The 15,313-nt window shown below is 67.3% G+C and carries 12 protein-coding genes; 8 read left to right on the forward strand and 4 right to left on the reverse strand.

Features of this window, described 5'->3' with window-relative positions; genetic code table 11:
• Nucleotides 1-95: 95 nt before the first annotated feature.
• The gene (locus ACOQFL_RS18865) at nucleotides 96-872 is read left to right on the forward strand and encodes an enoyl-CoA hydratase-related protein (RefSeq protein ID WP_435545505.1); all 777 of its coding nucleotides are present in this window, start codon (nucleotides 96-98) and stop codon (nucleotides 870-872) included.
• 148 nt (nucleotides 873-1,020) lie between these two features.
• Entirely contained in the window at nucleotides 1,021-1,206 is a 186-nt protein-coding gene (locus tag ACOQFL_RS18870; RefSeq protein WP_435545506.1) for an Rv3202a family protein, read from the forward strand.
• Between the two features lie 91 nt (nucleotides 1,207-1,297).
• Here ACOQFL_RS18870 and ACOQFL_RS18875 read toward each other — a convergent pair whose 3' ends face one another.
• Nucleotides 1,298-2,233 carry an NAD-dependent epimerase/dehydratase family protein gene (locus ACOQFL_RS18875; RefSeq protein WP_435545507.1) on the reverse strand — a complete coding sequence of 312 codons (936 nt, stop codon included), beginning with the start codon at nucleotides 2,231-2,233 and terminating at the stop codon, nucleotides 1,298-1,300.
• 417 nt (nucleotides 2,234-2,650) lie between these two features.
• Between ACOQFL_RS18875 and ACOQFL_RS18880 the strand changes: the two genes are divergently transcribed.
• The 6 genes from ACOQFL_RS18880 (at nucleotide 2,651) to ACOQFL_RS18905 (ending at nucleotide 10,987) form a co-directional block, all read left to right on the forward strand.
• Complete coding sequence (locus ACOQFL_RS18880) at nucleotides 2,651-3,523, forward strand: hypothetical protein (protein WP_435545508.1); 873 nt, start codon at nucleotides 2,651-2,653, stop codon at nucleotides 3,521-3,523.
• Nucleotides 3,523-5,148 carry an amidohydrolase gene (locus tag ACOQFL_RS18885; RefSeq protein ID WP_435545509.1) on the forward strand — a complete coding sequence of 542 codons (1,626 nt, stop codon included), beginning with the start codon at nucleotides 3,523-3,525 and terminating at the stop codon, nucleotides 5,146-5,148. Before ACOQFL_RS18880 ends, ACOQFL_RS18885 begins: the two co-directional genes overlap by 1 nt.
• Nucleotides 5,149-5,731: 583 nt before the next feature.
• Nucleotides 5,732-7,210 (forward strand): aldehyde dehydrogenase family protein, encoded by a 1,479-nt coding sequence (locus ACOQFL_RS18890; protein ID WP_435545551.1) that lies wholly within the window; start codon nucleotides 5,732-5,734, stop codon nucleotides 7,208-7,210.
• 68 nt (nucleotides 7,211-7,278) lie between these two features.
• On the forward strand, nucleotides 7,279-8,238 hold the full coding sequence (locus tag ACOQFL_RS18895) for a LysR family transcriptional regulator (RefSeq protein WP_435545510.1): 960 nt from the start codon (nucleotides 7,279-7,281) through the stop codon (nucleotides 8,236-8,238).
• 58 nt (nucleotides 8,239-8,296) lie between these two features.
• Entirely contained in the window at nucleotides 8,297-10,516 is a 2,220-nt protein-coding gene (locus tag ACOQFL_RS18900) for a thiamine pyrophosphate-dependent enzyme (RefSeq protein WP_435545511.1), read from the forward strand.
• A gap of 42 nt (nucleotides 10,517-10,558) precedes the next feature.
• Entirely contained in the window at nucleotides 10,559-10,987 is a 429-nt protein-coding gene (locus ACOQFL_RS18905) for an ester cyclase (protein ID WP_435545512.1), read from the forward strand.
• Nucleotides 10,988-11,080: 93 nt separating this feature from the next.
• On the opposite strand, the gene ACOQFL_RS18910 is transcribed toward ACOQFL_RS18905, so the two are convergent.
• The 3 genes from ACOQFL_RS18910 to ahcY all read right to left on the reverse strand — a co-directional run bounded on the left by ACOQFL_RS18910 (nucleotide 11,081) and on the right by ahcY (nucleotide 15,265).
• The gene (locus tag ACOQFL_RS18910) at nucleotides 11,081-12,430 is read right to left on the reverse strand and encodes an alkaline phosphatase PhoX (RefSeq protein WP_435545513.1); all 1,350 of its coding nucleotides are present in this window, start codon (nucleotides 12,428-12,430) and stop codon (nucleotides 11,081-11,083) included.
• A 314-nt stretch (nucleotides 12,431-12,744) separates the two neighbouring features.
• Nucleotides 12,745-13,638: a methylenetetrahydrofolate reductase gene (locus ACOQFL_RS18915; protein ID WP_435545514.1), complete on the reverse strand. Its 894-nt coding sequence runs from the start codon at nucleotides 13,636-13,638 to the stop codon at nucleotides 12,745-12,747.
• 163 nt (nucleotides 13,639-13,801) lie between these two features.
• Entirely contained in the window at nucleotides 13,802-15,265 is a 1,464-nt protein-coding gene (ahcY, locus tag ACOQFL_RS18920; protein ID WP_435545515.1) for an adenosylhomocysteinase, read from the reverse strand.
• Nucleotides 15,266-15,313: the final 48 nt, after the last annotated feature.

Here is a 15,313-nt window from a genome sequence, read left to right on the forward strand (position 1 = left end):
AGCCAACGGCCTCGAGTCACCCGACCGGAGGTAACGGACTTGTGATACTTCGCATAGCTGGGTAACTTCCAGCCAGTCCCGGCGGAGGTGATCACATGTCAGACACCGACGAGGTCCTTGCCGAACAGCACGAGACGGTACTGCTGTTGACGTTGAACCGTCCGGAACAGCTCAATGCCTGGACGCCGACGATGCAACGACGTTACTGCGAACTGCTCGAACGGGCCGAGCGTGACACCTCGGTGCGGGTCGTGGTGCTCACCGGGGCCGGAAGCGGGTTCTGCGCCGGATCCGACATCACGGCGTTGTCGAACGACGAACACATCGGGGCCGCCGACACGCATCGGCGGTTGAGCCTGAGCATGCGGTTGCGCAAACCGGTGATCTCGGCGATCAACGGGGTCGCTTCGGGGGCAGGCCTGGCCGCGGCGCTGTTCACCGACGTCCGGTTCACTGCTCCGGAGGCGGGCTTCACCACGGCATTCAGCCGGGACGGAATCGTGGCCGAACACGGCCTGGCATGGCTGCTGCCGAAACTGGTCGGGCTCGGCACAGCCATGGATCTGTTGCTGTCCGCGCGGACACTCGACGGTAACCGGGCTCAACAGCTGGGGCTGGCGGACCGACTCGTCACGAGTGATCGGGTGTTGTCGGAGGCGATGGAGTACGCCGCCACCCTGGCCAGGGAGTGCTCCCCGGAATCGATGGCGGCCATCAAACAGCAGGTCTACAGTGGGTTGGACACGGGGCTGGAGACGGCCGCCTCCGACGCCGGATCTCGCATGATCACGGCGTTGCGTGGCGACTCCCACTTGTTCCGAAGCCGCGACCAGCGACGATACCGTGATCCGCACTTCCCCCCGCTGGACTGAACAGGCAGGCCATGCCGGACGTGCGGAACTGCCGGACAGGCACGGCAGCCGGCCGGGTTCGGGAGTCACCGTTCGGGGCGAGGCGCGGTTTCCGGCCACGCGGCCCGGGACGGCACTGGTGAGACGACACCATCGGTTAGGAGCGACGTTGACGAATTTCGAGACTCCGGAATGGGACGCCGCCGAGCAGGCGGAACAGTACGGGGAGGGGGCCGAGGGCCCCACGGAACCCGACGAACCGTTCGCCGGGAACACACTGTCCGACGCCGACCCGGCCGACCTCGCCGAACAGCACATGGTGGTGCCCGAGGACGAGGAGTACGAGCACGGCTGAGCCCCGCTCGATCCCGGAACAACTCTCCGAGAACGTATCGTCCGTCAGTTCACAGACGACCAGAAGCGCGAGAACCGTCGTGCGACGGTGTTCAGACGGGCCAGAGCCCGAAAAGGCCGGCCAGCCCCTCTCGCCAAGTCGGCCAGCGGGGCCGCCACCCCGAGACCTCCCTGAAGCGGAAATTGCTGGCCCCGCGCTGTTCGGTCAACAAGTGCACCGTCGCCCAGTCCAACTGCTGCCTGGCCTGCTCCAACGTCAGCGAAACCGGCTCGGGCCCCCCGATCAGACGTGCGTAGGCGGGCAACCATTCCCCACTTTCAGCCGGCTCGTTGTCCACCACGTTGTACGCGGCCGGTTCGACATCGTCCAAGACCTCGAACACTGCCGCGGCCGCGTCTTCCACATGCGTGAACGACGTGATTCCCTCCCCACCCTCGACGAGCGGCAGGGAGCTGCCCAGCACACGCCGATGGACCTTCCCGGCTTCGGCGAACGGTGTGTCGGCCCCGTAGAGCGCACCGAACCGCAGGGCCACACCCTCGATGTGCGACTCCTGCAGCAGAATCCGTTCCATCTCCTCCACGGCACGGCAGGCCGCCCCCCATTCGTCCGGGGCGGTGGTGAACAGCGGGCTCTGTTCGTCGGCGACTTCGTGCCCCTGCGGGGCGTACGCCGTGGCTGAGCTGCGCGTTACGACACGACGCACCCCCGCATCGATGGAAGCGGCCACCAGATTCCGGGTCCCCTGCTCGCGCAACCGGACAGTACGCCGCAACGCCTCGTCACTGTCCATCCCGTCGAGGCCGGCCAGTTGCAGCACGACATCGGGCGAAGCCGCTCGCAACACACCACGCAGGGCCGGATAGTCGAACAAATCACCGAACACGCCTGTCTCGACCCCCTCACGGGGTTCTTCCCCGGCTTCGTCGAGCAGAGCGGTCACTCGGTGGCCACGTTCCGCCAACATCGGCAACAGATGTCGCCCGATCACACCGGTGGCTCCGGTTACGAACACACGCAACGGCACAGGGACCTCGCACCGCGATCGACAGCAGCACCCAGCACCTTACCGCTTCGAACATCGTCGACACGGATGAATTCGAACGGCCATTTCGACTACTGAGAGTCTTCGAGACAGGCAAGGCTCGCTTTCCTCCCCCGAAACAGCGTTGCTCACGGGCACGAGCCGCGCTGCCGACCCCCGGCGAGACTCCGACCGTCCGACGCGCCGAAACAACTCACCACCGGCCGGGGCGCACGCGTGGCGACGCGACGCCACCACACCACACCACCGGCCGGGCTGCGCACTCGCACGACTGGCCCGAACCGGAAGAACGCACTACTAGGCTTGTGTCGGAGTCGTCTCCCACCACCGCGCTCCGAGTACCAGTCGCGAAATCGCGGGAGCGGCCAAATTCGGCCATCAGACCGGGAGGATGCAGGTATGAGCCAACCGGAACCACCGCGGGACCCCGGCGAGACCGAAACGCCGGGAATGTTGGATCAACACGGGCAACAGGAAATGATCCAGCGAATCGGTCGGGAAATCGTGCACTCGTTGCCACCCGGCTGGCAGGAAGTGAGTGTGCGGTACCGCGCCGTCGGTTCGTACCGCGAACTGGCCGCGGAATTGATCGCACCCAACGGTACGGGAATCCCGGTCGCCATGACATCCCGAGTGGGCGAGCTGTTCGCCGAGCTGCGACACGGGATGTACCAGCCGCAGCGGGGCACGTGGGTCAGCGCCACCTACCGACTCAGCAGACCGGCCAGTTACAGCGTCGACTTCAACGGCGACCACAATCCCGCCTGGGAACAGGAACCCCCACACACCGAGTTCGCCGCGGAGCTGAGCCGGTATCCACGTGCGACGCACAACATCCCCGGCTGGCTCGCCGAACGAGCCGGGCTGAGCACTCCCGGGGCAGCCACGAGCCCGGAACAACTGCACAGAGCCGACGTGTTCGACGGCACCGACGCCGTGGGACGCCCAGTGACGAACCGCGGCGCGCTCCCCCCGGAAGACCGGGACCGAGTGCTGGAGTACCTCGAACGCGCACCCGTGGTCCTCGCGGCACGCGGTTACGACAGCGACCGGCTCGATCCGTACGGCAAGGCCGCTGTTCCCATGACGTTTCACACCGACGGAAGCTGGATCTGGCCGGGAGCCGTTGGCTACTACCTGCGCACCCACGAACTGGCCCCGCAACCGGAACTGGTGGAACACATCCGCGAACGTGAATTCCAACTCCCCTACGTGGACGACGAGGCCCGCGAACTGGCGGTTTCGGTGATCACGGCGGAACAGAACCGCTGATGATCACCGCCGACACCGTGTACCTGGGTGGCCCGGTGGCGACCATGGACCGCACGCGGCCGTTCACCGACGCGGTGGCGGTGGGCGACGGCAGGATTCTCGCCCTGGGACGCACCGAGGTCGAGGAGCTGCGCCGCGAAAGTACCGAGATCGTCGATCTGCGCGGCAGGCTGCTGTTGCCCGGGCTGCAGGACGCCCACGTGCACCCACTCTACGGCGGCCTGCAGCTGGTCAGATGCGACCTGACCGACAGCGGTGGGCGCGCGGAGTGCCTGCGGCGGATCGCCGAGTACACCAGTGCGAACCCCGGAGCGGAGTGGATACTCGGCGGCGGCTGGGAAATGGCGTTGTTCCCGGGCGGCTGTCCGGACCGGGAAAGCCTGGACCGAGTGACGGGCAGACATCCGGCCCTGCTGACCAGCGAGGACCAGCACAGTGGTTGGGCCAACAGCGCGGCCCTGCGTGCGGCGGGCCTCGAGCGGGACACCGCCGACCCTCCCGGGGGCCGCATCGAACGCGAGCGGGACGGCACTCCCCAGGGAACGCTGCACGAGAGCGCGGTGGAGCTGGTGAGCCGACACGTTCCGGAAAGCGACCGGGACGAATACCTGCGTGCCCTGCTGGCGGGCCAACGCAGCCTGCACGCGCACGGGGTGACGACCTGGCACGACGCCATACTCGGTCAATATCTGAACTATCCGGATCCGTTCGAGTACTATCGAGCACTGCACGGCGAAGGCCTGTTGAGCGGACGGGTGACCGGTTCGCTGTGGTGGGACAGGCAACGCGGCACCGAACAGATCCCCGAACTTCTCGGGCGAGCCGGGGCAGCACGCGGCGAGGGCCTGCGCACCGACTCGGTCAAGATCATGCTGGACGGAGTCTGCGAGAACTTCACGGCCGCGATGCTGCACCCGTACCTGCACGGGCACGGCAGCGGCATCTCGTATCTCGGCTCCCCCGAGCTGAACAAAGCGGTCCGCGCGCTCGACGAGGTGGGCTTCGCGGTGCACTTTCACGCGGTCGGGGACCGCGCCGTCCGGCAGGCGCTGGATGCCGTCGCCACGGCACGCGGCACGAACGGCGACAATGGAAACCGGCACCAGATCGCCCACCTACAGGTGGTACACCCGGATGACCTGACCCGATTCGCGGAGCTCGGCGTAGCGGCCAACATCCAGGCCGAGTGGGCGCACAACGACGCGGCGATGACGGAGCTGACCGCTCCCTACCTGGGTCCGCTTCGGTACACGCGGCAGTACCCGTTCGGCTCGCTGCTGGCCACGGGGACGCTGCTGGCCATCGGAAGTGACTGGCCGGTTTCGACGCTCGACCCCATGAGGGCGATACACGTGGCCGTCAACCGCACCGCGCTCGCGGACACCGAGCCACCGCTGCTCGCCGGAGAGGCGATCACACTCTCCGAGGCTCTGGCCGCCGCGACGATCGGCAGCGCTCGGGTTCACCGGCTGGAGCGGCACACCGGATCGATCACGGCGGGCAAACGCGCCGATCTGACCGTGCTCGACGCGAATCCGTTCGAATTGCCGTCCCGCGAGATCGGTGAGGTCGGTGTGGACCTGACCGTGGTCGACGGCAGGGTGGTGCACGACGCCCGCGGGTGAGCCCGGGCGCTGTCCGCCCGGACGGACAACGCCCGTTGGGGCCTGAGCCGCGCGGCCTGGCGAACGATGTCGACTCCACCCGCTCCCAGCGGCCCGGTTTTCGTCTTCGTCCGAGTTCCGCCTCGTTCTTGTGCGGTTCTTCTTCCGGCCCGTTCGTGCCGGCGGTTGTTCGATGAACCTTTTATTTCATTAAAAACTGAAACTACAGCTGCTGTTGTCGCCGCTGAAGATCCGTCACCGACGAGAGCGGACTGCGTGGCGGCGAATCAGGAGGCACACCAGCTTCACTGTTGCATTGCCCCGAGGAGCGCAAGCTCTGCTGTCGCTCGACACGAACAGGAGTCGTGCTTCAAGTCCTCTACCTCGCCGGGCACACGGTCTACGGTGGCGGTACCGGGAGCGTGGACGCTTCCCCTCCCGGAAGTGCAGAACACACCGGCAGGAATGGGGTGCGCAGGTGGAGGCTACGACGTGCCGCTCGGTGATCGGTTCTCCCGAGCAGGCGGGAGAGACCGCTGAGCACACGACGCCGCGCGGAGAACACGGCCAGTACCTTTCGCGGAACCCCGCGGAACTGGACGATGTGGTGGCGCGCGTCGAACTGGACGGTCCTGAGACGTTCCTCGCGGCCGCGAGGCGGGCGAAACACGCACAGCGGGAATGGTCGCGCGTACCCGCACCGGTCCGCGGCCGCGTCGTCGCCGGTTTCGGCAGGCTCGTCGAGTCGAACAAGCAGGCCCTCGCCGGCCTGGTTACCCGCGAGATCGGCAAGCCGTACACGGAAGCACTCGGCGAAGTGCAGGAGATCATCGACACCTGCGACTACTTCGTCGGGGAAGGCCGCAGGCTGTACGGCCAGACCGTCCCCTCCGAAATGCCCGACAAACAGCTTTTCACGTTCCGCGCACCCGTAGGTGTGGCCGCCGTGGTCACGGCGGGCAACTTCCCGGTCGCGGTTCCCTCCTGGTACCTGGCGCCCGCCCTCGTCTGCGGCAACGCGGTGGTGTGGAAGCCCGCCGAATACGCGGCGGCCACCGCCCGCGCACTCGCGGAGCTGGCATGGCGCGCCGGAGTCCCCGAAGGCGTGCTGAACCTGGTCTACGCGGAGGGACAACCGACCTACGAGGGGCTGCGGGCCGCGTTGGAGGACGGCGCGGTGGACAAGGTCGGTTTCACCGGTTCCAGCGACGTCGGTCGTGACATCGGCGAACTCTGCGGCAGATACCTGCAGACCCCCTGCCTGGAGCTCGGCGGCAAGAACCCGATGGTGGTGGCCCCCGACGCGGAGCTGGATCTGGCTGTGGAGGGCGCACTGTTCTCCGGGTGGGGAACAGGAGGACAACGCTGCACTTCGCTCGGCAATCTGATCGTGCACCGGGACGTACACGACGAGTTCGTCTCGCGGTTGGACGCGGCACTGCGGGAAGCCACGATCGGTAACCCGACCCAGGAAGTGCTGTACGGCCCGATGCTGGACCGGAAGTTCGCCGACAGGTTCGAAAGCTTCCTCGAGGAGATAGGACCGCACCATCGGGTACTCGGCTCGGAAGCCACGGGGCGCATCACCGACTCCAACCCCCGCAAGGGCTTCCGCGGCGACCACTCCACGGGACTGTACTACCACCCCGTGCTGATCGACGGGCTGCGCACCGAGGACGTGCTGTTCCAGCGGGAAACCTTCGGTCCGATGGTCGGGGTCACCACCTTCGACACCCTGGAAGAAGCCATCGAACTGGGCAACATGCCCGGTTACGGGCTCTCCGCCGCCGTCTACACCACCGACCCCGGGACGGCGTTCCGGTTCCGGGAGGGAATCACGGCGGGCATGGTCAGTGCCAACAACTCCACCTCGGGGGCGGAGGCACACCTGCCGTTCGGTGGTAACGGCAAGTCCGGCAACGGTAGCAGGCTCTCGGGTATGTGGGTCATCGACCAGTTCACCCGGTGGCAGTCGCTGAACTGGGACTTCTCCGGCAAGCTGCAGAAGGCGCAGATGGACGTCGGAGCCGTGGAACCACAGCTCGACTACCGGCTGCCCACGGAGCTGCGCGGGCACCGGTGAGCCCACGGGCCGCTGCTCGTGACCGGAACCAACGAGCGACAACGTGCGGGAGGTACCGCCACCCGCACGTGGAACAGCTCGAGTCGACGCAGTCCTACCGAGAAGGCAACGTGCTCAATCCGATACACCTGCGGACCCTAAGAGAATGCGTACGAACCGGCTCGTTCGCCGAAGCCGGTCGAGTCCTCGGCTACACCTCCTCGGCCGTGTCACAGCAGATGGTGCTGTTGGAGCGCGCTCTCGGCGCGAGCCTGTTCGAACGGACCGCGCGCAGCATCCGGTGCACTCCGTTGGCCGAACGCCTGGCACAGCGCAGCAAGGAAGTGCTCGGGGAGTTGGAAGCCATCGAGCGCGAGATGCGATCAGTGGCGGTAGGGGAGACCGGAAGTCTGCGGCTGGCAGGCTTCGCCACCGCCAACGCGCGGCTGCTTCCGGACGTGCTGGCTGCCGTGGTGGCCGAGCGCCCGAACGCCCGGGTGCAGCTCGACGAGGGGGAACCGGACGAGGTCATCGGGGAGGTTCTCGACGGTAACGTGGACGCGGCCGTGGTGTTCGAGTACGATCTCGACCCCCGCAGTTGGCCCGCGGAGCTCCGTGTCGAGGAGCTGCTGGCCGAGCCGCTCCGGCTCTGCCTACCGGCGAAACACCCACTGGCGGCGCGGGAAGCGGTGCGCCTGGACGAACTCACCGCGGACTCGTGGACCTGCACCCGGGACGACACCGCCGGGGCACGCGTGCTGGTGCGGCTGGCGGCCGCGGCGGGCTTCGTTCCGAACATCGTGTTCCGCAGCAACGACTACAAGGTGATACGCGACCTGGTCGCCCGTGGCCTCGGTCCCGCCCTGCTGCCGGCCATGGCCGTCGGTGACGAGGACGTCGGAGTCAAACCGATCGCAGGACGACAACCGCACCGGCGGGTCCAGGTGATCTACCGGCAGCACAACACCAACCCGCTGCTGCCGCTGGCACTGGAGCGACTGGCGAAATCCTGTGCGGCACTGGCCGAGAGGTGGGCCGCACCCGGATGAGAGCCCCCACGCACCGGAGTTTTCCACATCGGAGTTCACGGCGGGATCGGAAACGACATTGAATCGGCGAACACCGCGAACCGAACCGGTCGACGACAACTTCCTGCGGGAGGTGGCCGCGTGGCCGGTGGAAGGACACGTTCCCCGGAGTCCGGCGGAGGAGGGCGACGCTCGGACCGGACGGGAACTGCTCGAACTCTTCGACAGCCAACTCGGCAGCAGACACCTGGATCTGGCAGCGCGTGAGCTGGGAGCTCGGGGTGTGGGTTACTACAGCATCGGCTCCGCCGGGCACGAGTCCAACGCCGCCGTCGCCGCCGCGCTGCGCACCACGGATCCGGCGCTGCTGCACTATCGCTCCGGTGGGTTCTACCTGCGTCGAGCCGCCGAAGTGTCGAACGTCGCACCACTGTGGGACGTGCTGCTCGGGGTCGTGGCAGCCGCCTCGGAACCGATCGCCGGGGGCAGGCACAAGGTGTTCGGGCGTGGCGAGTTGAGTATCGTGCCGCAGACCTCGACGATCGCCTCGCACCTGCCACGGGCGGTGGGACTAGCCTTCAGCATCGAACGCGCCACGAAGCTGGGGCTGCGGACGGAGTGGCCGCGGGACTCGGTGGTGGTGTGCAGCTTCGGCGACGCCTCGGCGAACCACTCCACCACGGCCGGAGCGCTGAACACCGCGGCGCACTGCGCCTACCAGCACATTCCCCTGCCCCTGCTGTTGGTGTGCGAGGACAACGGGATCGGGATCAGCGTGTCCACCCCGGACGGTTGGATACAGCGGTCACTGAGCACACGTGCCGAACTGACCTGGTTCGACGCGGACGGCAGGGATCCGCTGGAGTGCCTGGCGGTGGCGGAACGCGCCGCGAACTGGGTCCGTACCCACCGCCGCCCCGCTCTGCTGCGGCTGCGCACGGTGCGTCTCATGGGACACGCGGGCTCCGATGTGGAAACCGGCTACCGCAGCCCCGAGGACATCACCGCCGATTACCGGCGGGATCCGCTGCTGGGCACCGCCGAAGCACTGGTCAACCACGGTGTGTTGGACGCGCGGCAGGTGATCGACCGCTACGAGGCCAAACGCGCCGAGGTCGCCGAGACCGCGGAACGGGCTCTCGGCCAACGCAAGCTGGCGAGTTCGACGGAGGTACGCGCTTCGATCGCGTGCGACCGCCCCGAGCGGATCGCCGAACGAGTGCGGCTGGTCACCGCTGAATCGAGCGAGCGGGCAACGATCTCCGGTGCCGCGCCGTCGGAGAACGGGACTCCGTTGACGCTGGCCCAGAGCATCAACCGCGCGCTCTCCGAGGAGCTGGCGCACAACGAAGGATCGCTGGTTTTCGGCCAGGACGTCGCCCGCAAGGGCGGAGTCTACGGGGTAACCCGCGGCCTGCACCGAAAATTCGGCGGTGCGCGGGTGTTCGACACCCTGCTGGACGAGCAGAGCATCCTCGGCACCGCCCTCGGAGCGGGATTGGCGGGAATGCTCCCGATTCCCGAGATTCAGTATCTGGCCTACCTGCACAACGCCGCGGACCAGATTCGCGGGGAAGCGGCCACGACGGGATTCTTCTCCAACGGGCGGTACAGCAACCCGATGGTGGTGCGCGTGCCGAGCTACGCCTACCAGCGGGGTTTCGGCGGGCACTTCCACAACGACAACAGTGTGGCCGCACTGCTGGACATCCCCGGCGTGGTGGTGGCCTCACCGGCGAGGCCGGACGACGCGGCCGCGATGCTGCGGAGTTGTCTCGCGGCGGCCGAGGTGGACGGGCGGGTGTGCCTGTTCCTGGAACCGATCGCGCTCTACCACACGCGGGATCTGCACGAAGCGGGCGACGGTGGCTGGACGACCGAGTTCCCCACCGGCACCCGGGGACACGTCCCGATCGGCACGGCGGCCGAGTACGTCTACGGCTCGGACCTGACCGTGGTCACCTCGGGCAACGGGTTGGCGATGAGTCTGCGTGCGGCGCATCGGCTGCGGCAACGAGGGGTGGGGGTGCGCGTGCTGGACCTGCGCTGGCTGGCGCCACTGCCCCGGCACCAGCTGTCGCTGGCGGCCGAGGCCAGCGGCAGGGTGCTGGTCGCCGACGAGACGAGGGCCTCCGGCGGCATCTCGGAGCGTGTGATCACCGCACTGATCGACGCCGGGTTCACCGGCACCGTACGGCGAGTCAGCAGCGCCGACAGCTTCGTCCCGCTCGGCGAGGCGGCCTATCACGTACTGCTGGACGAGGACAGCATCGAACGAACGGCGCTCGACATGCTCTGACCCCCCTTCCCGAACCGGACGAACACGTCGTGGGAGAAAACATTGCGCGAAACGGCGAAGAACTTGTACCGACGCTGGCTGCACGAGCTGTGGGCCGGGGACCACCGTGTGGCGCGGGAGATCGTCAGCCAGGACTTCGCCATCCATCACGGTGAGATCCGCCCCGGCACCGGACGGGAGCTGAGCGGGCCGGCAGGTGCGGCGAAGCTGGTGGAACTGGGCAGGCAACCGTTCGAGAGACTTCGATTCACGCTCGAGGTGGGACCGATCGTGGAAGGCGACCTGCTGAGCGCGCGATGGATCGGCAACGGAACCTACGCGGGCGGCATGCCCGGTGCCACGGCGGCGCCGGGCACCGAGGTGGAGTTCGCGGGCAACGACATACTCCGGTTCCACGACGGGAGGTTCGTGGCCTACTGGGTCTGCTCGGACGGCACCTGGCTGCTGAAACAGCTGGGGGCGGGTGGATGAGCCGCCCGCCCCGAACCGTTCGCGGTCTCCCGAGGCGTCCCTACCGGCCCCGCTCGAGGACCGATAGGGACGAGGCTCCGCGCGGCTGCCGAATCAGAGCGCTCCGGCACCCCACGGGCCGGTGACGGCGTAGGTCACGCCCGGCGACTGAACGTTGAAGAACAGCACGTTGCCGTCCGGGCTGAAGGTGGCACCGGCCAGCTCACTTGTGTTGGAGTTGTTCAACGCGGCGAAGTCGAAGATCTCGCCGCCCGGAGTGACTCCGCGCAGCATGTCGGAGCCACCGCCGTCCTCGCAGAGCACCAGACCGCCGCTGTTCGGGGACACGCAGAGGTTGTCCGGGCTCTCCAGCAGTTCGGGGTCGGTGGACTCGTAGACCAGCAGGAGTTCGCCACCGGAATCCCCGTCGGGGCGGTACTGCCAGACCTGGCCGAGACCGGCGTCGCCACCGCTGGTGGAGTTGATGAACACCGAGCCGTCGCCGAACCAGGCACCCTCCAATCGGGCGAACACGGCCGCACCTTGTTCCCTGCCCTGGTAGAACACCGCCAGCGAATCATCGCTGTCCGGGTCGGGGTCGGCGATGTCGACCCATTCCACGGGCAGTGCCTGCCCCGGCTGTTGCCCGTTACGGGTGTCGTAGCGGGGCTGCCCGGCTATCGCCAGCATCTGCAGCCTACCGCCCGCACTCAGCTCGGCGGGGTTTTCGGGAACGAACCGGTAGAACCCGGCGCTGCCGCGGTCCTCCGTCTCGTAGACGATCCCGGTGGCCGGATCCACGGCGACCGCCTCGTGGGTGAACCTTCCCATGGCCGGGTACGGAACCGGCTCGACCGGCCCCTCGGCATCCACCGGAACCTCGAAGACGTAGCCGTGCGGATTGCTCTGGTCGAGGCCGGTGAAGGTCTCCTCACAGGACAGCCAGGATCCGTGGGGGGTCGGACCACCCGCGCAGTTGCGCACCGTCCCGGCCAGCGTGGCGAAGGACTCGACGAGTCGCATCCCGGCCGGGTCGAAGACGAGCGTGGTGGTGCCGCCCGCGCCGAAGGAGTCGTAGCTGGGTTGGGCGAAGGCGAACCCGTTGCTCTGTTCGTGGTTGCGGATCAGTCGGACGGTGCCGTCCTCACCGGCGAACGCCGCCATACCGTCGTGGCGTGATGGTGTGGCCAGGCCGTCCCGCATGGTGCTGCCCGTCTCACCGAACGCGACGTAGGAAAACCCCGCGGGCAGCAGGAGGTCTCCGTGGGGCGGTGCCGGTTGCAGCGCACCGTAGCCGCCGTTGGCCGCGGCACGGATACTGCGCTCACCGCGCCCGGGACCGGCCGCCGCGGCGGTGTTGCTCATCAGTGCCTGCAACGCTCCGGTGGCTCCGACGAGACCGGTGGCGGCGAGGAAGCGGCGGCGGTTGAGGTGGGACGTGGCTGGTTCGGACTCGCGGTTCATCGAATCCTCCCGTGTCGGTTTCCGGGAACTCATCGATGGAACAGTGGGAAGGTAACCGGGACGTGATCACCGGCTCGACGACGACTGTCCACGAGACGGCGATCACCTGAGGAACACGGAATAACACGTTTCGGCATCGGAGCTTTCCCGCAACCGACGGGACGATCCTGCCGCGGGCCGCGAGGGCGCTCCGCGACGGGAACTCCTCGAGACTGGTCGAGGGGAGAGCGAATTCCCGTGAGACGAAAGGTGCCGTCGTCCCCCGCGCGGGGGACGACGGCACCTGACGGAGGGAAACACCGTGGTGGGAGGACTCAGGCCGGCTGCAGTACTCCCTTTGCCAACCCGAGGTTGTCCACCACCTCGCGGGTGGCCTTGGCCCGGTTGAGGCTGTAGAAGTGCAGGCCGGGTACCCCTTCGGAGATCAGGCGTTCGCACAGCTTGGTGCTCAGCTCGATTCCCGCCGCGCGGAAGGCCTTCGGGTCGTCGACCAACGGGTCCAGCACGTTGGATACCTCGGCGGGCACGGGGAGACCCGCCAGATGCTGGAACTTGCTCAGCACCTTCGGCGTGGTTATCGGCATCACCCCTGGCAGGAGCGGGGCGTGGCAGTCGCGGGCAGCGAGCCTGTCACGCAGCCGCAGGAAGTACTCCGGCTGCAGGAACAGCTGCGCCACGGCGAAGTCGGATCCCGCCCTGATCTTGTTGACCAGGTGATCGGTCTCGGTCTCGATGTCCGTCGAACGCGGATGCATGTGCGGGAAGGCTGCGACGCCGACCGAGAAATCGCCGCAGGAACGAACCAGCCGAACCAGTTCGTCGGCGTAGAGGATCCCGTCCGGATGCGGAACCCACTCCCCCATCGGATCACCGGGTGGATCTCCCCGGATAGCCAGAATGTTTTGGATACCCTCGCTCGCCAACGATCCGACGACGTGCCGGAGCTCGTCCTTGGAATGGTCCACACCGGTCAGGTGCGCCATCGGCAGCATGGTGGTTTCCTGGGCGATACGCCCGACCGTGCGAATCGTGCGGTCCCTGCTGGAGCCTCCCGCGCCGTACGTGACGGACACGTAGGCGGGGTCCAGCGGTTCCAGCTCGCGCACGGCTTTCCAGAGGATCCGCTCTTCGTCGTCGTTACGCGGCGGGAAGAATTCCACCGAGAACACGGTCCTGCCCGGCTGTAGCCGGTCCACGACCCGGGTCACGTTCTGGCCTCCTCGTGTTGTTCTCACCGGCCCGGAAACGGCCCCCGCCGGGAGCTGTCGCCCCGACAGCGGCAGCGGGGGCCGTTCCGGTCGGTAGACCGGGGCGGCCACCACCTCGGGCAGTGGCCGCCCCGGACCGCAGCAGTGTGCTGACCGAGCCGGATCAGTAGCGGTAGTGCTCCGGCTTGTACGGCCCCTCGACGTCCACACCGATGTACTCGGCCTGGGCCTTGGTCATCTTGGTGAGGTTGACGCCGAGCGCGTCCAGGTGCAGCCGGGCGACCTTCTCGTCGAGGTGCTTCGGCAGCATGTAGACGTCGCGGTCGTACTCGTCGGTCTTGTTGAACAGCTCGATCTGGGCGATCGTCTGGTTGGTGAACGAGTTCGACATCACGAAGCTCGGATGCCCGGTGGCGTTGCCCAGGTTGAGCAGCCTGCCCTCGGACAGCACGATGACGGCGTGCCCGTCGGGGTAGGTGAACTCGTGCACCTGCGGCTTGATCTCGGTCTTGGTGATGCCGGGGGTCTTCTCCAGACCGGCCATGTCGATCTCGTTGTCGAAGTGGCCGATGTTGCCCACGATGGCATTGTGCTTCATCCGGCTCATGTGCTCGGCCGTGATGACGTCGAAGTTGCCCGTGGTCGTGATGAAGATGTCGGCGGTGTCGACGACCTCCTCCATCGTCTTGACCTCGTAGCCCTCCATCGCGGCCTGCAGCGCGCAGATCGGGTCGATCTCGGTCACGATGACCCGGGCGCCCTGGCCACGCAGCGACTCGGCCGAGCCCTTGCCGACGTCACCGAAGCCGCAGATGACGGCGACCTTACCGCCGATGAGCACGTCGGTGGCACGGTTGATGCCGTCGACCAGGGAGTGGCGGCAGCCGTACTTGTTGTCGAACTTCGACTTGGTGACCGAGTCGTTGACGTTGATCGCCGGGAACAGCAGGTCACCGGACTTGACGAGCTCGTAGAGCTTGTGCACACCGGTGGTGGTTTCCTCGGTGACGCCCTTGATCTCCTTGGCGGCCTTGGTGAACCGCTGCTTGTCGTTGGCCAGGCTCTCGCGCAGCACCGAGAGCACGACCTTGAACTCGTCCGGGTCGTCCTCGGTCGGCTGCGGCACGGCACCGGCCGTCTCGAACTCGACGCCCTTCTGGACCAGCATGGTGGCGTCGCCACCGTCGTCCAGGATCATGTTCGGGCCCTGGTTGTTGGAGAAGCCCTGGAACAGCTGGTTGGTGCACCACCAGTACTCCTCCAGCGTCTCACCCTTCCAGGCGAACACCGGGACACCGGCGGGCTTGTCCGGCGTGCCGTTCGGGCCGACCACGACGGCCGCGGCGGCCTCGTCCTGGGTGGAGAAGATGTTGCAGGACACCCAGCGTACCTCGGCGCCCAGCTCCACCAGCGTCTCGATCAACACGGCGGTCTGCACCGTCATGTGCAACGAACCCGCGATACGCGCACCCTTGAGCGGCTTGCTGTCCGCGTACTCCCGGCGAGTCGCCATCAGGCCCGGCATCTCGTGTTCGGCCAGACGGATCTGGTGACGGCCGGACTCAGCCAGCTTCGGATCCGCGATGGCGAACTCGATATCTCCAGCCTTCTGCAACTTCGGGCTCATGTTTTCCCTTCCTCGTTTTCCTCTATCGGGCAGCTTTCGGCCTAGTGT

It is taken from the genome of Actinopolyspora sabaoui, assembly GCF_051225635.1.
Classification (GTDB): Bacteria; Actinomycetota; Actinomycetes; order Mycobacteriales; family Pseudonocardiaceae; genus Actinopolyspora.